This is a genomic window from Achromobacter sp. GQ309, assembly GCF_059759315.1.
Map to the genome: position 1 here is coordinate 36,937 of NZ_JCAXDP010000008.1, position 22,258 is coordinate 59,194.

At 65.1% G+C, this 22,258-nt stretch carries 18 protein-coding genes; 4 read left to right on the forward strand and 14 right to left on the reverse strand.

The features are described from left to right. Positions 1–102 precede the first annotated feature (102 nt). Positions 103–1,344: an aminotransferase-like domain-containing protein gene (locus AC6CIE_RS23205; RefSeq protein ID WP_175122055.1), complete on the reverse strand. Its 1,242-nt coding sequence runs from the start codon at positions 1,342–1,344 to the stop codon at positions 103–105. Between the two features lie 211 nt (positions 1,345–1,555). On the opposite strand from AC6CIE_RS23205, the gene AC6CIE_RS23210 reads away from it, so the two are divergent. Then, complete coding sequence (locus AC6CIE_RS23210) at positions 1,556–2,275, forward strand: YggS family pyridoxal phosphate-dependent enzyme (protein WP_279973807.1); 720 nt, start codon at positions 1,556–1,558, stop codon at positions 2,273–2,275. A gap of 188 nt (positions 2,276–2,463) precedes the next feature. Further along, positions 2,464–3,432, forward strand: coding sequence for a Bug family tripartite tricarboxylate transporter substrate binding protein (locus AC6CIE_RS23215; RefSeq protein ID WP_498094210.1), 969 nt, complete (start codon positions 2,464–2,466; stop codon positions 3,430–3,432). A gap of 170 nt (positions 3,433–3,602) precedes the next feature. Here the strand turns inward: AC6CIE_RS23215 and AC6CIE_RS23220 are convergent, their stop codons facing one another. The 4 genes from AC6CIE_RS23220 to AC6CIE_RS23235 form a co-directional block, all read right to left on the reverse strand. Beyond that, a complete protein-coding gene (locus AC6CIE_RS23220) occupies positions 3,603–3,998 on the reverse strand; it encodes an Hsp20/alpha crystallin family protein (protein WP_175186343.1) in 396 nt (131 codons plus the stop codon). A gap of 32 nt (positions 3,999–4,030) precedes the next feature. Next, positions 4,031–4,474, reverse strand: coding sequence for an Hsp20/alpha crystallin family protein (locus tag AC6CIE_RS23225; RefSeq protein WP_218342604.1), 444 nt, complete (start codon positions 4,472–4,474; stop codon positions 4,031–4,033). A gap of 219 nt (positions 4,475–4,693) precedes the next feature. Then, on the reverse strand, positions 4,694–8,653 hold the full coding sequence (locus tag AC6CIE_RS23230) for a DUF3683 domain-containing protein (protein ID WP_498094212.1): 3,960 nt from the start codon (positions 8,651–8,653) through the stop codon (positions 4,694–4,696). A 132-nt stretch (positions 8,654–8,785) separates the two neighbouring features. Then, positions 8,786–9,322 (reverse strand): YqaA family protein, encoded by a 537-nt coding sequence (locus AC6CIE_RS23235; RefSeq protein ID WP_175122049.1) that lies wholly within the window; start codon positions 9,320–9,322, stop codon positions 8,786–8,788. A 95-nt stretch (positions 9,323–9,417) separates the two neighbouring features. On the opposite strand from AC6CIE_RS23235, the gene ilvA reads away from it, so the two are divergent. Further along, complete coding sequence (gene ilvA, locus AC6CIE_RS23240; protein WP_175122048.1) at positions 9,418–10,926, forward strand: threonine ammonia-lyase, biosynthetic; 1,509 nt, start codon at positions 9,418–9,420, stop codon at positions 10,924–10,926. A gap of 171 nt (positions 10,927–11,097) precedes the next feature. On the opposite strand, the gene AC6CIE_RS23245 is transcribed toward ilvA, so the two are convergent. Further along, the gene (locus AC6CIE_RS23245; RefSeq protein ID WP_175122047.1) at positions 11,098–12,210 is read right to left on the reverse strand and encodes a porin; all 1,113 of its coding nucleotides are present in this window, start codon (positions 12,208–12,210) and stop codon (positions 11,098–11,100) included. A gap of 449 nt (positions 12,211–12,659) precedes the next feature. Continuing rightward, entirely contained in the window at positions 12,660–13,040 is a 381-nt protein-coding gene (locus tag AC6CIE_RS23250) for a DUF4148 domain-containing protein (protein ID WP_105241081.1), read from the reverse strand. 386 nt (positions 13,041–13,426) lie between these two features. On the opposite strand from AC6CIE_RS23250, the gene AC6CIE_RS23255 reads away from it, so the two are divergent. Next, positions 13,427–14,317, forward strand: coding sequence for a LysR family transcriptional regulator (locus AC6CIE_RS23255; RefSeq protein WP_175138999.1), 891 nt, complete (start codon positions 13,427–13,429; stop codon positions 14,315–14,317). A 57-nt stretch (positions 14,318–14,374) separates the two neighbouring features. Here the strand turns inward: AC6CIE_RS23255 and AC6CIE_RS23260 are convergent, their stop codons facing one another. From AC6CIE_RS23260 to AC6CIE_RS23290, 7 genes are all read right to left on the reverse strand, one after another. Beyond that, positions 14,375–14,929 carry an adenine phosphoribosyltransferase gene (locus tag AC6CIE_RS23260; protein ID WP_056319625.1) on the reverse strand — a complete coding sequence of 185 codons (555 nt, stop codon included), beginning with the start codon at positions 14,927–14,929 and terminating at the stop codon, positions 14,375–14,377. Positions 14,930–14,982: 53 nt separating this feature from the next. After that, entirely contained in the window at positions 14,983–16,680 is a 1,698-nt protein-coding gene (cydC, locus tag AC6CIE_RS23265) for a thiol reductant ABC exporter subunit CydC (RefSeq protein ID WP_498094214.1), read from the reverse strand. After that, the gene (gene cydD, locus AC6CIE_RS23270) at positions 16,677–18,425 is read right to left on the reverse strand and encodes a thiol reductant ABC exporter subunit CydD (RefSeq protein WP_498094216.1); all 1,749 of its coding nucleotides are present in this window, start codon (positions 18,423–18,425) and stop codon (positions 16,677–16,679) included. Before cydD ends, cydC begins: the two co-directional genes overlap by 4 nt. Continuing rightward, the gene (cydX, locus tag AC6CIE_RS23275; RefSeq protein ID WP_175122043.1) at positions 18,422–18,547 is read right to left on the reverse strand and encodes a cytochrome bd-I oxidase subunit CydX; all 126 of its coding nucleotides are present in this window, start codon (positions 18,545–18,547) and stop codon (positions 18,422–18,424) included. The genes cydD and cydX overlap by 4 nt, the downstream gene beginning before the upstream one ends. Before the next feature lie 16 nt (positions 18,548–18,563). Continuing rightward, positions 18,564–19,718, reverse strand: a complete 1,155-nt coding sequence (gene cydB / locus AC6CIE_RS23280) for a cytochrome d ubiquinol oxidase subunit II (protein WP_498094218.1) — start codon at positions 19,716–19,718, stop codon at positions 18,564–18,566. 14 nt (positions 19,719–19,732) lie between these two features. After that, positions 19,733–21,307 carry a cytochrome ubiquinol oxidase subunit I gene (locus AC6CIE_RS23285; RefSeq protein ID WP_175122041.1) on the reverse strand — a complete coding sequence of 525 codons (1,575 nt, stop codon included), beginning with the start codon at positions 21,305–21,307 and terminating at the stop codon, positions 19,733–19,735. A 127-nt stretch (positions 21,308–21,434) separates the two neighbouring features. Beyond that, on the reverse strand, positions 21,435–21,980 hold the full coding sequence (locus AC6CIE_RS23290; protein WP_175122040.1) for a GbsR/MarR family transcriptional regulator: 546 nt from the start codon (positions 21,978–21,980) through the stop codon (positions 21,435–21,437). Positions 21,981–22,258: the final 278 nt, after the last annotated feature.

The following is a 22,258-nucleotide window of genomic DNA, read 5'->3' on the forward strand; positions in this document are numbered from 1 at the left end:
CCCCGCCAAATAACGAGCGCTTATTTAGGTATGCCGCCGGCGGATGCCGGCGGCCTGCGCAGAAAGGATAGCAATGCGGGGCGGGCGTGGCGCTGCGCGCCGTCAAGCCGCCAGCGAGATCGACACCGGTTCGTTGGCCTGGCACGCGTCCAGCGCGCGGCCGAGGCGGACCATGCCCTGCGCGATCTGGCTTTCGTTCATCGTCGCAAACGACATGCGCATGGCAAAGAGATCCGCCTTCGCCGGGTCGGCGTAAAACGCCTTGCCCGGCACGTAGACCACCTCGTGCTCGATCGCGTAGGGCAACAGGCGCGTGGCATCCACGTCGCCCGTCAGCCGCGCCCAGAAGAACATGCCGCCCTCGGGCTTGCTGAAGGTGATGCGCCCGTCCAGTTCCCGCGCCAGCGAGTCAGCCATGGCCGCGCAGCGCAGGCCATAGGCAGCGCGGATGCGCGGCACGTGTTCGTCGTAGCGGCCGTTGGCCAGGTACTGGGCAACGATTTCCTGGATCCAGGCCGAGGACGCCATGTCGTCGGCCGCCTTGGCGCCGACGCAGCGGCGGCGGATCTCGGGCGGCGCGACCAGCCAGCCGATACGCAGCGCGGGCGCCATCGTCTTGGACATGCTGGCCATGTACACCGCCCAGTGGCGGGCCTCGCCCTCTGCCAATGCCGCGATGGGCGGCACGGCTTCGCCGGCGAAGCGCAGTTCGCTGTAGGGATCGTCCTCGACGATCAGGAAACGGTGCTTGACCGCCAGTTCAAGCAAGCGCAGCCGGCGCTCACGCGTCAGGGTGGCGCCGCAGGGATTCGAGAACGAGGCGACGACGCAGACCATCTTGGGTTTCACGCGCGCGGCCAGTTCGTCCAGCGCGTCCACGTCGATGCCATCAGGGCCCGACGGCACGGTGTGCACCGTGGCGCCCGTGTAGCGCAGGGCCTGCACGGAATTCGGGAAGGCCGGCGACTCGATGATGGCGTGGTCACCCGGCTGCAGCATCACGCGGGTCAGGAGCGCCAGCGCCTGCTGCGAGCCGCCCGTCACGACAAGTTCGGTGTCGGCATTGCAGTGCAGGCCACGCGCCGCGGACAGCCGCGCCAGCTCATGCCGCAGGCTGGCTTGGCCGTCGATGTTGGAATACTGCAGGCAGGCGCCCAGCCGGGCCGTGACCTGCGACGAAGCGATCGACAAGCCGTCGACGTCGAACAATTCCTGGGCCGGATAGCCGCCGGCCAGCGAAATGGTGCCCGGACGCATGGCGTAGGGCATGAGCGATCGGATGGGCGAGGCGGGGGGATTCAGGAAAGGCGTGGCAAAGACGTATTCGGGCGCTGCACTGGACATGGCGTGGGGGCTGATTAAGAGGGAAACGTGTCGCCCGAATGGGCGGCGCCGGACGGCATAGAACTTTGAAATATAAACAAATCTCCGCAAATTCTAAGCCTGCCGATCAGACAGGGTCAACGGCGGGATTCGGGGCGGCGGATACCCGCCCGGCGGCGGGCCCGAAACACGTCCTACACTATGGGACTTCCTGTTTTTGCCAGAGAGCTGCATGACCGCCGAAGACACCATGGCCGGGCGCCTCGCCCAGATCCAGCAACGCATCCACGAGGCCTGCGAGCGCGCGGGCCGCGCACCGGGCAGCGTGACTTTGCTGCCCGTCAGCAAGACGTTCGGCGAGGACGCCATCCGCGAGGCGATGGCGCTGGGCCTGACGCGCTTTGGCGAAAACAAGACGCAGGAGATCCGCCAGAAGGCCGCCGCGTTCGAAGGCGACGGGCTGCAATGGGTGCTGATCGGCCACCTGCAGACCAACAAGGCCAAGGATGCCGCGCGCGACGCGGCGGAAGTGCAATCCCTGGACCGCGTGGAGCTGGCCGATGCCCTGCACCGCCGTCTGCAAAATGAGGGCCGCACGCTGGACGTGCTGGTGCAGGTCAAGACCTCGTCCGAGCCCAGCAAGTTCGGCATGGAGCCCGAGGAGGTCGGCCCCTTCCTGCGCCGCATTGCCTCGGAATACCCGACGCTGCGTGTGCAGGGCCTCATGACCCTGGCGGTCAACTCGCCCGATGCCGACGAAGTCCGCGCGTGCTTTCGCGCGCTGCGCGAGCTGCGTGATGGTCTGGTGCAGGAGAACATTCCCGGCGTGGCGCTGGACCGTCTGTCGATGGGCATGAGCGGCGACTTCGAACTGGCCATCGAGGAAGGCTCGACGGAGGTGCGCATCGGTTCGGCCATCTTTGGCGCGCGGCACTATCCGGATCCGCAATAACGCGGACCCACGCGGACTTGTCGCAGCGGCAATAGGCTGGCGCGCGACGATTTTAGGGGGCCCAGATCACGGGCCCCTTTTTGCGTAGGCGCAAGGCATAATAGCCACGCAAAAAATATGCGGCGCAAGTTGACGTCGATCAACACGCGGACGCCGCGCTCACGATACCCCGCACGAGGAGACACTCCATGCACAAGCACGCAAAGCGCCTGCTGGCGCTTGCCGCCCTATCGCTGGCCGCCACCGCGGCCGCAGCCCAGTCCTGGCCCACGCAACCGGTCCGCTGGATCGTTCCCTACCCCGCCGGCGGCGGCACCGACGTGGTCGCACGCACGGTGGCCAGCAGCCTGGAAAAGACGCTGGGCCAGACCATCGTGGTCGAGAACCGTCCGGGCGCCGGCACCATCATTGGCGCCACGGCCATCGCCCAGGCGGAACCGAACGGCTACCTGGTGGGCACCGCCGACTCGGGCACGCTGGCCTTCAATTCGTCGCTGTACGCCAAGCTGTCGTACGACCCCGCCAAGTTCACCTACATCGGCGGCATCGCCAAGTTCCCGCTGCTGCTGGCCGTGAACGTCAACTCGCCGTACAAGACGGTCGAAGACGTGCTCGCCGCGGCCAGGAAGGAACCCGGCAAGCTGACGTCGGCCTCCGCCGGCGCAGGTTCGCCGCATCACCTGGCGCTGGAACTGTTCAAGCAGCGCACCGGCGCCAACGTGCTGCACGTCCCGTACAAGGGCGCCGCGCCCGCCATCCAGGATCTGCTGGGCGGCCAGGTGGACATGATGTTCATCGATCTGGGTTCGGGCCTGCCCAACGTCAAGGCCGGCAAGCTGCGTGTGCTCGCCGCCGCCACGCCCGAACGCGTGACGGTGCTGCCGGATGTCCCGACGATGGCCGAACAGGGCGTCGCCAATTTCACGGCCTACGCCTGGCAAGGCCTGGTCGGCCCGGCCGGTCTGCCTGAAGCAGTGGTGAAGAAGCTGTCCGCGGATCTGGACGCCACGCTCAAGTCGCCCGCGGTGTCGCCGAAGATGCTGGACATGGGCGTCATCCCCATGCCGATGTCGGCGCAGGACTTCAAGACGTACGCCGATCAGGAGCGCAGCGCCTGGGCGGACGTCATCAAGAAGGCGAACATCAAGCTGGAGTGATCGCCTCGGCGTCATGCAGCAATGGGAAAGCCGCGGTCATCGGACCGCGGCTTTTTTCATGGGCGTGTTTGAGACGGTGTCAGACACCCGGCGGAGAGGGTCGTCAGCTTGCGCCGCCATCTCAACGGGTGTCTGACACCTGTGTCGCAAATGGCGCCCTTATGCCCGGATCACCCCGCCACGACAGGAATCTGCCGCGGCTGCGCCTCGCGCACGCGCGGAATGCGCAGCGTCAGAAGGCCCTGCTTCAGGCTCGCGCTGATCTGCGCGCGGTCGAACTCCTGTCCCAACCGGAACGACCGGCGAAAGAGCGGCGCGCGCATTTCGCCCAGCACCAGCCGCAGGTCGCTGGGGGTCTCGACGGCAGCTTCGCCTTCGATCTGCAGCACGTCGGCCTCGACGTTGATGCGCAGCCTTTCCTTGGACACGCCCGGCAGATCCGCAAGCAGCGTGATGCCTTCCTTGTCCTCGTAGATGTCCACGGCCGGCACGGTCACGCCGCGCCCGTCGCGCTTGTCAGACACGGCCGCTTCGGCGGGCACGGTCAGGTCTTTGCGTTCATTCATGATCGATACTCCTATGCGGTTGCGTTGGCGGGTCACTGCACGGTCACGGTGCGCGGCTTGGCCGATTCCTTACGCTTGATGGAAATGGCGAGGCAGCCGTCCGTATAGCGCGCCTGCACGTTGTCGGGATCCGCGTCTGCAGGCAGCTCGATGATGCGCGTGTAGCGGCCCTGCGTACGTTCGCGCGCGTAATAGCGGGCGCCTTCGGGAAGCTCCTGCGGCTTGCGTTCACCGCTGATGGTCAGCAGGCTCTTCTCGATCGACACGTTCAGGCCTTCGGGGTCCATGCCGGGCACGAAGGCGACGACTTCGATGGAATCGCCCGACACGCCGACGTTGACGGGTGGGAAGTACGCCTGCGGCGTCGCCCGCAAGGCAGCAGGTACGCCGGCATTGCGCAGCACGCGGCCCATGTGTTCCTGGATCGCGTCGAACGCGCTGGCAAAGCCGTTATCGCTGAAAGGAAAGTTGCTCATGAAGGTCTCCTCGAACGAAAAAAGGGACCGATGCAGGCCCATCACAGCCGCGACTTGCGCGACCGCAGGTCTGATCGCTTCAGTCCGAGTATGGGATCGGTTTTTGGAGTTTCAAGAGGGCTTTTCAGTCCGGCAAAACACGCCCGGCCCCCAGTCCGACGGCGCAAAAAAAACCGCGGCCATCGCTGGCCGCGGTTTCCGTTTGGCGCGTGCTGAGGCCTACACCAGGACGCGTTCGATCCCGCCTGCGTTCGCCCGGCGCACGTAGTCTTCCATCCAGCCTTCGCCCAGGATGTGGCGGGCCATCTCGACCACGATGTAGTCGGCTTCCATCTTGGTGTCGCCCTCGTAACGCGACAAGCCCTGCAGGCACGACGGGCACGAGGTCAGGACCTTCACGTCGCCCGTGAAGCCGTCGCTGCGCATCGCGGCATCGCCCTTGAGCAGTTCTTCCTGCTTGCGGAAGCGCACCTGCGTCGAGATGTCCGGACGGCTGACCGCCAACGTGCCCGACTCGCCGCAGCAGCGGTCGCTCTTGACCGCGCCATCGCCCACCAGCGCCCGCACCGTCTTCATGGGTTCCTGCAGTTTCATCGGCGTGTGGCAGGGGTCGTGGTACATGTAGCGCACGCCCTTGGCGCCTTCCAGCTTGATGCCTTTTTCCAGCAGGTATTCGTGGATGTCGATCAGCCGGCAGCCGGGGAAGATCTTTTCGAATTCATACCCGGCAAGCTGGTCGTAGCAGGTGCCGCAGCTGACCACCACGGTCTTGATGTCCAGGTAGTTCAGCGTGTTGGCCACGCGGTGGAACAGCACCCGGTTGTCGGTGATGATCTGCTCGGCCTTGTCCGTCATGCCGTTGCCGCGCTGGGGATAGCCGCAGCACAGGTAACCCGGCGGCAGCACGGTCTGCACGCCCGCATGCCAAAGCATCGCCTGCGTAGCCAGGCCCACTTGCGAGAACAGGCGCTCGGAACCGCAGCCCGGGAAGTAGAACACCGCTTCCGTATCGGCCGTGGTGGCCTTGGGATCGCGGATGATCGGCACGTAGTTCGCGTCTTCGATGTCGAGCAGCTTGCGTGCGGCCTGCTTGGGCAGTCCGCCGGGCATCTTCTTGTTCACGAAGTGCACCACCTGCTCGCGCAGCGGCGGTTTGCCCACCGTGGCTGGCGGCTTGGCGGTCTGCTTCTTGACCAAGCCCGAGAACAGGTCGTGCGCGGCGCGCTGCACCTTGTAGCCCACGCCCACCATCGCCTTGCGGGTGGCGTTGATGGTGGCCGGATCCTTGGCGTTCAGGAAGAACATGGCGCTGGCCGTGCCCGGATTGAACGACTTGCGGCCCATGCGGCGCAGCACGGCGCGCATGTTCATCGACACGTCGCCGAAATCGATATCGACCGGACAGGGGTTGTAGCACTTGTGGCAGACGGTGCAGTGGTCGGCCACGTCCTCGAATTCTTCCCAGTGCTTGAGACTCACGCCGCGACGGGTCTGTTCTTCGTACAGGAAGGCCTCGACCAGCAGCGACGTCGCCAGGATCTTGTTGCGGGGCGAATACAACAGGTTCGCGCGCGGCACGTGCGTGGCGCACACCGGCTTGCACTTGCCGCAGCGCAGGCAGTCCTTGATGGATTCCGAGATGGCGCCGATGTCGCTCTGCTGCATGATCAGCGACTCGTGGCCCATCAGATTGAAGCTGGGCGTCCAGGCGTGGCGCAGGTCCGCGCCGGGCATGAGCTTGCCGGCATTGAAGTGGCCGTTGGGGTCCACGCGCCGCTTGTAGTCCTGGAACGGGGCCAGTTCGGCTTCGGTCAGGAACTCGTACTTGGTCAGGCCGATGCCGTGCTCGCCCGAAATCACGCCATCCAGGTCGCGCGCGATCTGCATGATGCGCTCGACGGCCGCGTGGGCCTCGCGCAGCATTTCGTAGTCATCCGAGTTGACCGGGATGTTGGTGTGCACGTTACCGTCGCCTGCGTGCATATGCAGCGCGACGAACACGCGGCTCTTAAGCACGCGGGCATGGATGGCGACGAGCTCGTCGACGATTTTCTTGTACGCGGCGCCCGAGAAGGCGCGCTGCAGGCCGGCCAGCACTTCGGTCTTCCAGGAGACGCGGATGGTGCGGTCCTGCACCACGTCGAAGACGCGGGCCCCGGGTTGTGCCGCCAGGCGGGCGGTCAGCGTGGCGTGAAGCTCGCCCAGGCCAAGGCCTTCGAGTTGCGGCAGCGCATCGCCCAGCGGCAGGTCCAGGTTGTCCAGCAGCCACTGCCAGCGCTGGCGCGTGGCGGCGATCAGTTCGATGGCCTGTCGGGTACGTTCGGCCAGCACCTCGGCGCGCGTGGTCTCGATGTCGGCGTCGTCGATCTTGCCGACCGGCAGCGGCGTGCACAGGTACGCGTCAAGCTCGCCCAGCAGCTTGAGCTTGTTGCTGGTCGACAGTTCGATGTTGATGCGCTCGATGTGATCCGTGTATTCGCCCATGCGGGGCAGCGGGATCACGACGTCTTCGTTGATCTTGAAGGCGTTGGTGTGACGCGCGATCGCGGCGGTGCGCGAGCGGTCCAGCCAGAATTTCTTGCGCGCCTCGGCGCTGACGGCGACAAAGCCCTCGCCGTGACGCGTGTTGGCCAGGCGTACGACTTCGCTGGCGGCCGCGGCCACTGCGTCGTCATCGTCGCCGACGATGTCGCCGATCAGGACCATCTTGGGCAGCACGCCGCGCTTGCTCTTGGTGGCGTAGCCGACCGCGCGCAGGTAGCGTTCGTCCAGATGCTCCAGGCCGGCCAGGATGGCGCCGCGCGCCTTGCCTTCGCCGTCCAGGTAGCCCTTGACCTCGACGATCGACGGGATGGCGTCGCGCGCCTGCCCGAAGAACTCCATACAGACGGTGCGCGTATGGCGCGGCATGCGGTGCAGCACCCAGCGCGCCGACGTGATGAGACCGTCGCAGCCTTCCTTCTGGATGCCGGGCAGCCCCGCCAGGAACTTGTCCGTCACGTCCTTGCCCAGGCCTTCCTTGCGGAACACGCGGCCCTGGATTTCCAGCGTTTCGGTTTTGAGCAGGCGCTCGCCGGGCTTGCCCTTGCCGTCGAACCACTTGAGCTCGAAACGGGCCACTTCCACGTCATGGATCTTGCCCATGTTGTGGTCCAGGCGCGTGACTTCCAGCCAGTTGCCGTCCGGATCAACCATGCGCCACCAGGCCAGGTTGTCCAGCGCGGTGCCCCACAGCACGGCCTTCTTGCCGCCGGCGTTCATGGCGATGTTGCCGCCCACGCACGAGGCTTCGGCGGACGTCGGGTCCACGGCGAACACGAAGCCGGCGGCCTCGGCCGCTTCGGAAACGCGCTTGGTGACCACGCCGGCGCCGGCATGGATGACCGCGACGGGCTCGGTGAGGCCGGGCAGGATACAGGACTCGACCTTGCCCAGCTTGTCGAATTTTTCGGTGTTGATGACCGCCGACTTCCAGGTCAGCGGAATGGCGCCGCCGGTGTAGCCGGTGCCGCCGCCGCGCGGCACGATGGTCAGGCCCAGTTCAATACAGGCGGTGACCAGCGCGGCGATCTCGTCCTCGGTGTCCGGCGTCAGCACCACGAAGGGGTACTCCACGCGCCAGTCGGTCGCGTCCGTGACGTGCGACACGCGCGACAGGCCGTCGAACTTGATGTTGTCGCGCGCCGTGATGCGGCCCAGCACCTTCTGCGCCTGCTTGCGCATCATGGCGGTCTGGTCGAATTCGCCCTCAAACGCCGCAATGGCGGAACGCGCCCGGGCCAGCAGACCGACGACCTTTTCGTCGCGATGCGGATCGTGGCCGGCTTCAGCGGGCGCGCTCGGGTCGCGGCGCTTGTCGATTTCGCCCAGGCGGTGATGCAGCGCTTCGATGAGCTGCTTGCGGCGCTTGGGATTGTCGAGCAGGTCGTCCTGCAGATAGGGATTGCGGCGCACGACCCAGATGTCGCCCAGCACTTCGTAGAGCATCCGGGCGGAACGGCCGGTGCGGCGCTCGCCGCGCAGGTCGCTCAGCAGGCTCCAGGCGTCTTCACCCAATAACCGGCCCACGATTTCGCGGTCGGAAAACGACGTGTAGTTATAGGGGATTTCGCGCAATCGCGCGGGTGCGGCGGGCGGCATCGCCCCGTTCAAGATGTGGCTGGCGAGTGGGGCGTTCATGGCGGCAAGAGGGGGCCCTTAAAAAAGTATTTTATGCCATTGTCCCGACTTGACCCCTAATAAGTCTGGCAAGGCGTCCAAAAGCGCGCCGGGGACGGCATGTACCGTCCCCGTTTAAGTCCGGCGTCAGGGCTAGATTTTTCCAGGAAAGAACCAGAGCAGCCCGGCGGTCATGAACAGATAGCGCATGAATTTGCCGATGGCCATGTAGAACACGCAGGGCCAGAACGACAGGCGCAACCAGCCGGCAACCGCGCATAGGGGATCGCCCACCGCGGGCAACCAGGACAACAGCAGCGCGGGCGGTCCCATCCGGTGCAGCCAGTCATGGGCGCGCTCGTTCCAGCGGCCGCGCATGCGGCCACCCTCGGTTGCCTTCGGATGCGGATGCGGGTGCTTTTCCTTCCAGCGCTCGACCGCCTTTTCGGCGCCCAGTCCCATGGCGTAGCTGATGGCCCCGCCCACGGTGTTGCCTGCGGTGGCCACCAGGATGGCGGGCCAGAACATGTCCGGCGAAAGCTTGATGTAGCCGAACACCGCCGGCTCGGAGCCCAGGGGCAGCAGCGTCGCGGACACGAGCGAAACGGTGAAGATGGCCGACAGGCCGACTGAGGGCAATGCCAGCACGCCCAGGAGCCAATGAACTGCGGATAAGAGACTTTCTTCCATGGTTGCGGCAGTGTAGCCGCGGGAATCCCGGAAGGCGACACGCATTTCCCTGCAATAATCTTGGCCAGTCCTCACTCTTGCCTGTTGCGCGGTCCATGTCCACTGATTATCTGAAACGCATCCTGACTTCCAAGGTTTACGACGTCGCGGTCGAATCCCCGCTCGAGGCGGCGCCGCTGCTGTCGCAGCGGATGTCGAACACGATGTTGCTCAAGCGCGAAGATACCCAGGCGGTGTTCAGCTTCAAGCTGCGCGGCGCGTACAACAAGATGGCCAACCTCACGCCGGCGGCGCGCAATCGCGGCGTGATCGCGGCCTCGGCCGGCAACCACGCCCAGGGCGTTGCGTTGGCGGCAAGCCGGCTTGGCTGCCGCGCCGTGATCGTCATGCCCACGACCAGCCCGCAGGTCAAGATCGACGCCGTGCGCCGCCTGGGCGGCGAGGTCGTGCTGGCCGGTGAGAGCTTTTCGGACGCCTACGCGCATGCGCAGGTGCTGGAAAAGAAAGAGAAGCTGACCTTCGTCCATCCGTTCGACGATCCCGACGTGATCGCCGGCCAGGGCACCGTGGGCATGGAAATCCTGCGCCAGCATCCCGGCCACATCGACGCGATCTTCGTGGCGATCGGCGGCGGCGGCCTCATCGCCGGGGTGGCGGCCTACATCAAGCAGCTGCGCCCCGAGATCAAGATCATCGGCGTGCAGACCGAGGACTCCGACGCCATGCTGCGCAGCGTGCGCGCGGGCCGCCGCGTTCAGTTGAACGACGTGGGCCTGTTCTCGGACGGCACAGCAGTCAAGATGGTGGGCGCCGAGACCTTCAAGCTGGCGCGCAAATATGTGGACGACTACGTGGTGGTCAACACCGATGCGATCTGCGCCGCCATCAAGGATGTCTTTCAGGACACGCGCAGCGTGCTGGAGCCGGCCGGCGCGATGGCCGTGGCCGGCGCCAAGCAGTACGCGGCCGAACACAATCTGAAAAACAAGACGCTGGTGGCGATTGCCTGCGGCGCCAACATGAACTTCGACCGGCTGCGCTTCGTGTCCGAACGCGCCGAGGTCGGCGAAATGCGCGAGGCCGTCTTCGCGGTCACCATGCCCGAGCAGCGCGGTAGCTTCCGCCGCTTCTGCGAACTGGTGGGCGAACGCAGCGTCACCGAATTCAACTACCGCATCTCGGACGCGGACCGCGCCCACGTATTCGTCGGCATCCAGGTGTCTTCGGCCGCAGAACCTGACAAGATCGCGGCGAATTTCCGCCGCCACGGCTTCGACACGCTGGACCTGACCCACGACGAAATGGCCAAGACCCACTTGCGCCACATGGTGGGCGGCCGTTCGGCGCTGGCGCGCAACGAACTGCTGTACCGCTTTGAATTCCCCGAGCGGCCGGGCGCTCTGATGCGCTTTCTGAACGCGATGAATCCCGACTGGAACATCAGCCTGTTCCATTACCGCAACCAGGGTGCCGACTATGGCCGCATCCTGATCGGCATCCAGGTGCCGCCGGCGGACAAGAAGCAGTTCCGCAACTTCGTGGCGGAACTGGGCTATCCGCATTGGAACGAAACCGACAACCCGGCGTACAAGCTCTTCCTGTAGCCGCTGCGATTCAGATGTCCTGAATGCGAGAGGGCCTCCTTGCGGAGGCCCTTCCCTTCTGTGCGCAAAGCGCGCCCGGCTGAACCCGATCTAGGGGGGGTTCGCTGTCACTCAGCGGTCCACGGAGAATGGCCCGCACATTCAGCAAGGTCCAGCCGGACGTCCTGACGCTTAGAAACGGTGGCGCAGGCCGACGGCGACAGCCGTGTCGGTCGCGTCGTGCTGGAACGCGTAGTTGTCGCCATACGAGGCGTACGCGTACAGGTTCGTGCGCTTGGTGAAGTCGTACGTGTAGCCAAGGCTGTACACGTTGAACGTTGCGTCGTCGCCCGTCAGCTTGTCGTTGCTGGCGGTGGCGCGCTGCCACGAGCCGAACACGGCGTGGCGGCCCATCGGCACGGTGGCGCCGATCATGTACGAATTGGCGCGGAAGCCATCTGCCAGCTTGAACGAACCCAGCTTGTTCATACCGTCGGGCGTCGTGCCCATGTTCTGGCCGACGAACCAGCCATCACGCGTCTGGCCGAAAGCCGCCGCGATCTTCACGACTTCAAAGTCGTACGAACCGCCGACGATGTATTCCTGGATGCGCGCTGCGTCCTTGCCGCCGACGCGGTCGTTGGACGGGTTGAAGCGGTCATAGGCGGCCGCCAGATTCAGCGGGCCGTTGACATATTGCACACCGGCGGTGATCACACGGTTGTTGTTGCCCGTGGCAAAGCCCTTCTGCGTCGTGTCCGTGACGGTGTCGTCCGCGCTGAACGCGTAGCCGAGGCCGACCTTCAAACCGCCCAGGCTGGGGGTTTGATACAGGACCATGTTGTCCAGGCGCATCGTGTTGGCGCTGCCGAACGTCGTACCCATGTTGGCGTTGTTGTAGCTGATCGAGAACGGGTCGATCGAGCCGAAGTACTTCGACGCCAGGTTCGTCTGACGGCCGAATTCCAGACGGCCCCAAGAATCACTGTCCAGGCCAACCGTCGCTTGGCGGCCGAACAGACGGTCGTTCTGCAGCGACTTGCCGTTCAGGGGACCGAAGCCGCCTTCCAGCGTGAACACGGCGCGCAGGCCGTCGCCCAGGTCTTCCGTGCCGCGCAGGCCAAAGCGCGAACCGCTGCTCACGCCCTGAACCGCACCGATGCGGCTCTGCGAATTGCCCTTGAACTTCACTTTTTCGTAACCGAGGCCAGCATCGATCAGGCCGTACAGCGTCACGGAATCGGCGGCCTGCGCGGCGCCGGCAAAGCCGGTCAGCAACGCGACGGCCAAAAACGTCTTCTTCATTTGAATCCCCAAAATGGCGAGATGAAAGGCGCATTGCGGGGCGCCGCCGAACACCGCGGGCCCTCGCATGCCGCAACGTTGAATCGAGCGGCGATGCACTGGGCGTAGTGTCCGGCTTGTAGCAGTTCGTAGTAACCCGGATTTCGACGAACTACTTTCCATGGCTGGGATAATGACGCGAAACTGAAGGCTCGCCTTGTTCCAAAAAGCTCGGTAAGGCCTTGATCTCAAATATGAATCATTGCTCGCATCAGAATATCGCGAGATCAGATGCGGCTTTCCTTGCCCTTCCGGCCGGCAACATATGTAGTGCAGGCGGAATAGTTGTGCGGCGTAAACGCCACACTGTTTCCGCACAGATAAAAACCCGGGGCGCAAAAAAACCCCTCGGCGTCACAAGGGGTTCTTTCGGTGACCTGCGGGGCGGCGCGGCGCGCCAGCGCTGGAAATCAGCGGCCCTTGGGCGGGTAGTCCAGTTCGCCAAACGTGTATTCGCCGCGCGCCTTGGCGTCGGCCAATTCCTGGCGGACTTCTGCACGGCTCTTGCCGGCGGTCTGCGCCACGGTCTTGGGCGGGTAATCCAGTTCAGCGCTCGTCACCTGACCTGCGGCCTTGGCGCTTTGCAATTCCTGCTGAACCTGTTCGCGCGACAGGCTGGTGGTCTGGGCGACGGCGGGCGGATAGTCCAGTTCACCAAAGGTGACGGTGCCTGCGGCCTTGGCGGCTTGCAGTTCCTGCTGGACTTGTTCACGCGTCTTGCCATCGGCGTGAGCGGCGGACATGCCGACCAGGGTAGCGGTAACCATGAGTGCGGTTGCTAGGGCTTTCATTGAGATGACTCCATCCTAAACGTTGCACATCGTCTTGCGCCGGGTTGGCGGCATTCGATATGACAATTTGATTGCTGGGACGAAGTATCTGGCTATTAGGCCCTAGTAAAAACCCTTAATTTGGTGAACATATTTGCACGGATGGGACAATTGCAAGTCGTATCCGTGCGGGACACGGCATATGAACCTGCTCGCCAGACTGATGCACCATGCGCGCAGGCGTTAAGTTAATTCAGTTTCGCGCAAGCTAGGTAACGCAATCTGAACGCGGCGCGTAATGGAACTGTTGTGCAATCCGGAGAAATAGACATTTCTACTGGCGGGACAATAATTCCATTTATCATACGAATCTGCCAGAAATGGAAATTTGAGTCTCGAGGGCATTCATGGACATCCAGCTTAACGACATCGCGCTATTCGTCGAGGTCGCCAAGCGCAAGAACTTCAGCCACGCCGCCGAAGCCCTGAATATCCCGACCTCCACGCTGTCGCGCCGGGTCAGCGAGCTGGAACGCAGCGTCGGCATGCGGCTGCTCAATCGCAGCACCCGCAAGATCGACCTGACCGAAGCGGGCGCAATCTATTTCGAACGCTGCCGTCACATCGTCGAAGAGGCGCGCATCGCGCACGATCAGTTGCTGGACATGGCAGTGCAGCCCAAGGGGCGCCTGCGGATCTCGCTGCCCACCAGCCTTGCGCAGTTGTTCCTGCCCGCCGTGATCCGCGAGTTCCGCGAACAGCATCCCGATATCGAGTGCGACTTCGACCTGAGCATGCGCCCGATCGATCCCATCAGCAATCCGTTCGACCTGATCCTGCGCTTTGGGCAGCAGCCCGATTCCAGCCTCATCTCGCGCAAGATCGTGCTGATGGCGCACCAGCTCTATGCGTCGCCCGAATACCTGGCGCGCCATGGAGAACCGCGTGTGCCGGCGGACCTGACGCACCACGAATGCCTGCGCCCGACCATGCGCGAGGAGTCGTCCTTCTGGATGCTCCATTCGGGCGACAAGGTGGAACGCGTTCAGGTGTCTGGCCGCCTGTCGGCCAATAACGTGGGGATGCTGGGGCGATTGGCCGGCCAGGGGTTGGGCATCACGCCGCTGCTGGTGTTTGATGCGATGGAGCGCGCCATCAAGCAGACGGGCCTGGTGCGCGTGTTGCCGGAATGGAGTCTGACCCCCCTGCCCTTGTTTGCGCTGCTGCCTTCGCGCATGCTGCCCGCCAAGACGAAGGCGTTCCTGGACTTCATCCAGCCGCGCTTGTCGGAGGCGTAACTGGCAAATGGTGCTGAAGGGCGGCGCCGAGCTGCGGCGCCATCACGACAACACGGACTACGGCGTCGTGTCCGCGCCGTACTGACAGACCGTGTAAAGCGGCGTGCCGGTCGCGGCCACCTTGGCCGAGCCGCCGAGATCCGGCAGGTCGATGATGGCGGCGGCTTCCACCACGTTGGCGCCCAGGCGCTGCAGCAGCTTGATGGCCGCGAGCATGGTGCCCCCGGTGGCGATCAGATCGTCCACCAGCAGGACGCGCTGGCCCGTGCGGACCGAATCGGTATGCATCTCGACGGCGGCATTGCCGTATTCCAGCGAGTATTCCTCGGCCACTGTGCGATAGGGCAGCTTGCCCTTCTTGCGCACGGGCACGAACCCCAGATTCAGTTCATAAGCCAGCACGCTGCCCACGATGAAGCCGCGCGCGTCCACACCCGCCACCAGATCCAGGCGCTGGCGCATGTAGCGATAGACGAAGAGATCGATCAGGACACGGAACGCACGAGGGTCCTGCAGCACCGGCGTGATGTCGCGGAACGTGACACCGGGTTGGGGCCAGTCCGGAACGCTGCGGATGGTGCGCCGGATGAACTCGGCGTTGTCGGTCTGCATGGAATCGGCCCTGAAGAATTGAAGCAAGGCGAACTATAACCGCGCCGCTGCGCTTAAGCCAGGATTGCCGCGCGCGATGACATGTCATGCAATTGCCCATCGCGCAACACATGGCAACGATGCACCGCACCGTCGGGCAATGCCGCATGCGTGGCCAGCACCACGGTGCGCCCGCGTACCGCCTGCGCAAGATCCGCGAAGAACGCGGTTTCGGCCGCGGCGTCCAATCCCGCGGTCGGTTCGTCCAGCACGATGACGGCGGCAGGCGCCAGCAAGGCTCTGGCCAGACACAGGCGCCGTGCCTGCCCGGCCGACAACTGCGAACCCGTCTCGCCGGCCCACGTGTCCAGGCCATCGGGCAGGCCGCGCACGAAATCGCCAAGCCGTGCCGCATCCAGGGCGCGCCACAACGCGGCATCGTCGGCATCGGGATCGCCGATCAACAGATTGGTGCGAAGCGTACCCAGAAACACCGGCGCGTCCTGCGACAGCAGGACGATCCGCCGATGCCAGTCCGCCTGTGCGCATTCGCGCGCATCGCGACCGCCGAATCGGACCTGCCCGTCCTGCGGATCCTCGAGCCTGAGGATCAGATGCAGCAGCGTGGACTTGCCCGCGCCGCTGGCGCCCACGATCGCCACGCGTTCGCCCGGCTCGATCCGCAGGTTGACGTCCTGCAGCACCGGCGCACTGTCGCCTGCTGCGCGGGCCGGGTACGCAAAGCGCACACCCGCCAGCTCCAACGCACCGTGAGTGGGCAGCGGGCGCGGCATCGCCGGATCCTGCATGTCAGGTTCGCTTTGCGTGATCTCGCGGATGCGCGCCGCCGCCGACATCGCGGAACCCATCCGGGATGCGCCCCGCATGATCGGGCCGGCAACCTCGAAGATGCCGATGACGGCCAGCAGCAGACCGGCCAGGAGAGGGCCTTCGATCCGTCCCGACTCAAGCCCGGCGAGACCGAACCACAGCAGCGCCAACACCGCCACACCTGCGGCCACCTGCAGGAACCATTGTCCGCGCACCGCCACCCGTGCCTGGCTGCGTCGCGCCAGAGCGCTTGCCTCGCACAGACGCTCGAAGTGCGCCAGCGTCTGCTCCTGCGCATGCAGGGCAACCATGTCCGCGTGACCCTCCACGGCGTCCAGCGTGGCGGCGCGCAATCCTGCCGCACTTTCCTGCGCCGACACGCCCGGTTTGCGCGCCGCGCGCAATAGCCACAAGGGCACCACCACGCACGCGGTCAACAGGGCCAATGCAAAAATCAGCGCCGCGGCCGGCACCCATTGCCCCAGCACGGCGGTGAGCACCGCCCCGGCAAGTATTGCGGTGGCCAGTGGCGCCAGCACAAACAGAAATACCGTATCCAGCGCATCGACGTCGTTCGTCATGCGGGCGACCAGGTCGCCGCTGCGATAACGCGAAAGCTGGCGCGGCGTCAGCCGGGTCAGCGCCGCAAACACCATGGCGCGCAGATCCGCTAGCAGGCGCAAGGTGGCGGCATGCCCGACCACGCGGTCGGCGTAGCGCGACACGATGCGCAGGAATGACAGCCCGCGCACCAGCGCGGAGGGCGCGAACAGGTTGAATACGCTGCCGGCGCCGGCCAGGAACGCGCCGGTCAGAAACCACCCCGACACGCCCAGCAACCCGACGCCGGCCGCGACGGTCGCCAACGCACAGAACAATGCGAGTAAAAGCCCGCCTTTGCGGCGCGCGTACAAGGGCAGGAGCAACAACAGATTCTTCATGCGTCTTTCACCGCGCCGTTGGCGACGCGCGCCACCCGGCCAAATCGCGCGGCCACTGCCGGCGAATGCGTCGCCAGCACCAGGGTGCGGCCAGCGGAGAATTGCAGGATCTCGTCCAGCACCCGAGCCTGCGTCGCTTCATCCAGATGCGCGGTAGGTTCGTCCAGCAGGATCAGGCCAGGGTCCCGCAGGAACAGACGGGCCAGCGCTACGCGCTGCGCCTGTCCGCCGGACAAGCCATGGCCGCGGCTGCCCAGAGCGGTGTCCAGGCCGTGCGGGAGGTCTTGCGTGAATTCCAGCACGCAGGCGCGGCGCGCGGCGTCCTGCACCTGTGCATCCGTGGCGCCGGGCTGCCCCAGCCGGATGTTGTCGGCGATCGATCCGGCCAGCAACTGCGGCCGCTGGCCGATCAGCGCCACGCGCTGACGCAAGGCGGCTTCATCCCATTGCGCCAGCGGCAAGCCATCAATGCGGATTTCGCCGCTGGCCGGCCGCAGACGGGCGATGGCCTCGATGAGCGTGGATTTGCCGACGCCGCTCGGTCCCATCAGCGCCACGTGCTCACCCGGCGCCAGGACCAGGGCAGCATTTGCGAGCACCGGCTGGCCACGGCCCGGCGCCTCGGCGCGCAGACCTTCCACGGTAACCACCGCGCCCTTGCCCGCGTGCGCGGGTTGGCCGCGCAGTGCGGACGTGTCTTCGGCATCGGCTTGCGGCAGCCCATCGAACAGGACGGCGATCTGCGTCACGGCAGCCAGCGCCGTCGCGCGGTCGTGATAGTGGGCGGCAAACTGGCGCAGCGGCGCATAGACCTCGGGCGCCATCAACAGGCAGAACAGTCCGGCCTGCAAGGTCAGCGGTGACCAGCGCACGTCCAGGAATCCCAGGTACGTCAGGCCGATGTACACCGCAACACCCGCCACGCCCAGCGCGGCGAAGAATTCCAGTACGGCCGACGACAGGAACGCGATGCGCAGCACCGACATCGTCCGCTGGCGCAGCGCATCGCTGGCCGCCACGACGGACTGCGCCTCGGCCTGCGCGCGCCCATACAGTTTCAGGGTGGACAGCCCGCGCAGGCGGTCCGCGAAAAAGCCCGACAGGCGGGCGAAGGCACGCAGGTGACGGCGGCTGGCGCCTTGCGCCCCCCACCCCACCAGCGCCATGAACAGCGGAATCAGCGGCGCGGTGATCAACAGCACCAGGCCGGCGATCACATCCACCGGCAGCAGCACCACCGAAAACGCCACCGGCAGCATTGCCGCCGCGGCCATCGCGGGCAGGTATTTGGCAAAGAAGCCATCCAGCGCCTCTACCTGGTCGACCACGGCGCTCGCCAGTTCACCCGACGCCTTGCCGCGGCTCCAGTAAGGGCCCTTCTGCACCAGCCGTTGGAACAGGGACTGGCGCACGTGGCGCTTGATGCGTTCGGACGCATCCGCGCCAGCGCGCTCGCCCGCCCACGTGATGCATGCGCGCACCAGCATCAGCCCTGCGATGGCGGCGATGCCGCCAATCAGTTCATGCCGCGGCACATGACCGACGATGGCCGAATCGAGCACCCTGGCCAGCAGCCAGGCCTGCACGACCAGCAGGGCGCCGCTGACCAGCGGCGCGGCGCCCGCCAGCATCAGCGGGAACCGTGCCGACCGGGCCAGCCCCATCAGCCACCGCGACTGCTCGCGCGGCGGCTTCTGCAGAGACGCCGACGGGTCGTGCTCGAGGCTGCTTGCGCCGTTACTCACTCGACGTCGCGGCTGGCTTTCGGGTCATGCGTCTGACCTTCGCGCAGCTCGAACCACATCGCATTGAGAATGGCGAATGCGCACGCCAGGCCGAGGCCGAGGATCCACGAGAAATACCACATGGTGGAGGCTCCTTTATCAGTACGAGTTGGGCGTGTCGCCCACCGATTCATGGGTGACCTTGCCGCGCATGACGCGATACACCCAGCCGGTGTAGAGGGTCACGATGGGCAGGAAGATCGCCACGGCGATCACCATGATCCACAGCGTCAGGTGGCTGGACGAACCGTCCCAGACCGTCAGCCCGGCCTTCGGATTCGACGACGACGGCATGATGAACGGGAAGAGCGAGAAGCCCACCGTCAGGATCACGCCGGCGATGGACGTCGAGGACGCCAGGAACGCCAGCATGTTGGCGCGCACGGTAAGCAGCAGCGCCGCGAGCACGGCGCCGGCCACGCCCAGCGCGGGCGCGATCCACATCCACGGCCACTTCGCGTAGTTGGCCATCCAGGCCCCGGTCTGCACCGACACGGACTTGAGCATCGGATCCGACGGCGCAGCCATGTCGATCGCGCTGGTGATCGTGTGTCCCGCCACGCCGCCCGCGACCCAGAAGCCGCCGGCCACGAACAGCGCCGCCGTCAGCACCGCGCACAGGCGGCCCCAGTTGCGCGCCCGCGAGGACACGGGATCGTCCGTACGCCAGGCCAGCAGCACCGCGCCGTGCATGGCAAGCATCACCACGCTCAGCACGCCCGCCAGCAAGGCAAAAGGCATGAACAGCTGAAAGAAGTGCCCTTCGTACATCGGACGCAGCGTCATCGCGTCATACGTGAACGGTACGCCCAGGATGATGTTGCCCATGGCCACACCGAACACCAGCGACGCCAGCACACCGGAGAAGCACAGCACGGCGTCCCAACGGTTGCGCCAGCGCGTGCCTTCCATCTTGCTGCGGTACTTGAAGCCGACCGGCCGCAGGATCAGCGCCAGCAGCACCAGCATCATCGCCAGGTAAAAGCCCGAAAACGAGGCGGCATACAGCAACGGCCACGCGGCGAAGATGGCGCCGCCCGCCGTGATGAGCCAGACCTGGTTGCCTTCCCAGACCGGCCCCACCACGTTGATCACGATGCGGCGCTCGGCGTCCGTCTTGGCGACCACCGGCAACAGCGCCGCCACGCCCAGGTCGAAGCCGTCCATGACGGCAAAGCCGATGAGCAATGCGCCCAGCAGCACCCACCACACCACGCGCAGCGTGCCGTAGTCAAAAGGAATCAGGGTATCCATTTGCGTTTCTCCCCTTACGCGCGCACGGCGGCGTGGACGGGATCGGCGGCGGCATCACCCGGCGCCGGCCCGTCGGATTTCGGTCCTGCCTTGATGGCATGCAGCATGACCTTCACGCCGATGATGAGCAGGATCGTGTACAGCACCAGGAAGATCGACAGGCTGATGACCAGGTCGGTCATGGTCAGGCCCGATGCCGCGTAATAGGTCGGCAGCACGCCTTCGATCACCCAGGGCTGGCGGCCGTATTCCGCGACGAACCAGCCGCTCTCGATGGCGACCCACGGCAGCGGCAGACTCCACAACGCCACCTTGAGCAGCGCCGGACGCTTGTCCAGACGGCCGCGCGAGGCAAGCCAGAACGCGACGCCGAAGAACACGATCAGGTACATGCCCACCGCGACCATGATGCGGAACGCCCAGAACAGCGGCGCCACGGTCGGCACGGTATCGATCGCGGCCTGCTTGATGTCGGCCTCGGTGACCTTGCTGATGTCGGGCTGGTGACGCTTGACGAGCAGCGCGTAGCCCAGGTCCGGCCAGGTCTTGTCGAACACCATGCGGGCATCGACGTCCTTGGGGTTGGCGCGGATCTTCTGCAGGGCCTCGTAGGCCACCATGCCGTCGCGGATGCGATTCTCGGCGCGCAGGATCAGATCGTTGATTCCCAGCAGCGGCGTGGTCAGCGACCGCGTGCCGATGATGCCCATGACGTAGGGAATCTCGATCGCGAAATCGTTGCGGCGCTCGGCCTGGTTCGGGATGGCGAACAGGTTGAACGACGCAGGCGCGGGCTCGGTGTGCCACATGGACTCCATGGCCGCGATCTTCATCTTCTGGTGTTCGGTGGTGAGGTAGCCGCTTTCGTCGCCCAGCACGACCACCGACAGGGCGCCGGCCAGACCGAAGCTGGCCGCCACCGCCATCGAGCGCTTGGCCAGATCGATATGACGGCCGCGCAGCAGATACCAGGCGCTGATCGACATGACGAACATGGCGCCCGCCACATAACCGGCGCTGACGGTGTGCACGAACTTGGCTTGCGCGACCGGGTTGAAGATGACCGCAGCGAAGTCGGTCATTTCCATGCGCATCGTGTCGGGGTTGAAGATCGCGCCGACCGGGTTCTGCATCCAGCCGTTGGCGATCAGGATCCACAGGGCCGAGAAGTTGGTGCCGAAGGCGACCAGCCAGGTCACGGCCAGGTGGCTGACCTTGGACATGCGGTTCCAGCCGAAGAAGAACAGGCCGACGAAGGTGGCTTCCAGGAAGAACGCCATCAGCCCTTCAAGCGCCAGCGGCGCGCCGAAAATGTCGCCGACGTAGTGGCTGTAGTAGGACCAGTTCATGCCGAACTGGAACTCCATCACCACGCCGGTGGCCACGCCCAGCGCAAAGTTGATGCCGAACAGCGTGCCCCAGAACATCGTCATCTTTTTCCAGATGGCGCGTCCGGTCATGACATACACGCTTTCCATGATGGCCAGAATGAACGACAGGCCAAGGGTGAGCGGGACAAAGATGAAATGGTAGAGCGCAGTCGCGGCGAACTGGAACCGCGAGAGATTCACGACATCGAGATCAATCATGAGGCTGCTCCCAAGGCGTCGACGCGCTGCGGCAACCGGCATGGTTCCCAGGCCGTCTGACGCGCCATATTAGGGGCGTTGCATAACAACTTCATAGAGGTTTCCTGAAAAATCGAGGCGAGACGGATCAGCCCTTGCCCCGCAATTTGCCGGCGAATCCCAGCACCTTCTGCACCTTGGAACCAAGTTTCATGAGGCTTTGGAGGGTTTCGGGCGGCAGCCGTTGAACCTCATCGAACCACCCCGTGGATAGTTCGATGAGCTCCAGCATTTCGGTCATTCGTTGTTGCGCGTAAGCCTCGTCCGCGCCGGACGGCGACTCCAGCAGCGTGTCGCGCAGGAGCGTGAGGGTGGGATCGACTTCGCGCTTGCGCTTTTCTTCCATGAGGATGCGGAAGATTTCCCAGACGTCCTTGGGAGTCTCGAAGTAGTCGCGGCGGTCGCCCACCTGATGGATCAGCTTGACCAGGCGCCAGGACTGCAGCTCTTTCAGGCCCAGGCTGACGTTCGAGCGCGAAAAGCCCAGGGCTTCGGCGATGTCGTCGGCATTGAGCGGCTGCGGCGCGAGAAAAAGCAGGGCGTAGATCTGGCCGACCGTGCGATTCACGCCCCAGCGGCTGCCCATTTCACCGAAGTGCAGGACAAAACGTTCAATTTGGGGGGAAAGCGCCATGAGGATCAGCCGGTAACACAACGACGCGCTGCACGACATATGCAGTTACGTTGATTTCAGAAATTTCTGAAATTATCGAACAAACGATGAGAAAGCGCAAACCACACTTGCCGCAGGGGCAAGGGCGCAAACCCACGTCATTCAGAGGACGCGCAGGGAAAATTAGCCGCCGAACGTGACAGCCATACAACACATGGCGGGCGGCGCCGGACAACAAAAAAGCCACCGGCCGGGTGGCGGGTGGCTTTCTTCGGGGGAAAAAGCGGCGGGAACGGCGG

Coding starts and splice junctions, on each gene's coding strand:
- AC6CIE_RS23210 (WP_279973807.1), top strand. CDS start 1,556: ATGACCGCCGAAGACACCATGGCCGGGCGCCTCGCCCAGATCCAGCAA.
- AC6CIE_RS23205 (WP_175122055.1), bottom strand. CDS start 1,344: ATGTCCAGTGCAGCGCCCGAATACGTCTTTGCCACGCCTTTCCTGAAT.
- cydC (WP_498094214.1), bottom strand. CDS start 16,680: ATGAAGAATCTGTTGTTGCTCCTGCCCTTGTACGCGCGCCGCAAAGGC.
- AC6CIE_RS23290 (WP_175122040.1), bottom strand. CDS start 21,980: ATGGCGCTTTCCCCCCAAATTGAACGTTTTGTCCTGCACTTCGGTGAA.
- AC6CIE_RS23245 (WP_175122047.1), bottom strand. CDS start 12,210: ATGAAGAAGACGTTTTTGGCCGTCGCGTTGCTGACCGGCTTTGCCGGC.
- AC6CIE_RS23230 (WP_498094212.1), bottom strand. CDS start 8,653: ATGAACGCCCCACTCGCCAGCCACATCTTGAACGGGGCGATGCCGCCC.
- AC6CIE_RS23260 (WP_056319625.1), bottom strand. CDS start 14,929: ATGCAGACCGACAACGCCGAGTTCATCCGGCGCACCATCCGCAGCGTT.
- AC6CIE_RS23285 (WP_175122041.1), bottom strand. CDS start 21,307: ATGATTGATCTCGATGTCGTGAATCTCTCGCGGTTCCAGTTCGCCGCG.
- AC6CIE_RS23215 (WP_498094210.1), top strand. CDS start 2,464: ATGCACAAGCACGCAAAGCGCCTGCTGGCGCTTGCCGCCCTATCGCTG.
- AC6CIE_RS23255 (WP_175138999.1), top strand. CDS start 13,427: ATGGACATCCAGCTTAACGACATCGCGCTATTCGTCGAGGTCGCCAAG.
- AC6CIE_RS23220 (WP_175186343.1), bottom strand. CDS start 3,998: ATGAATGAACGCAAAGACCTGACCGTGCCCGCCGAAGCGGCCGTGTCT.
- ilvA (WP_175122048.1), top strand. CDS start 9,418: ATGTCCACTGATTATCTGAAACGCATCCTGACTTCCAAGGTTTACGAC.
- cydB (WP_498094218.1), bottom strand. CDS start 19,718: ATGGATACCCTGATTCCTTTTGACTACGGCACGCTGCGCGTGGTGTGG.
- AC6CIE_RS23250 (WP_105241081.1), bottom strand. CDS start 13,040: ATGAAAGCCCTAGCAACCGCACTCATGGTTACCGCTACCCTGGTCGGC.
- AC6CIE_RS23235 (WP_175122049.1), bottom strand. CDS start 9,322: ATGGAAGAAAGTCTCTTATCCGCAGTTCATTGGCTCCTGGGCGTGCTG.
- cydX (WP_175122043.1), bottom strand. CDS start 18,547: ATGTGGTATTTCTCGTGGATCCTCGGCCTCGGCCTGGCGTGCGCATTC.
- AC6CIE_RS23225 (WP_218342604.1), bottom strand. CDS start 4,474: ATGAGCAACTTTCCTTTCAGCGATAACGGCTTTGCCAGCGCGTTCGAC.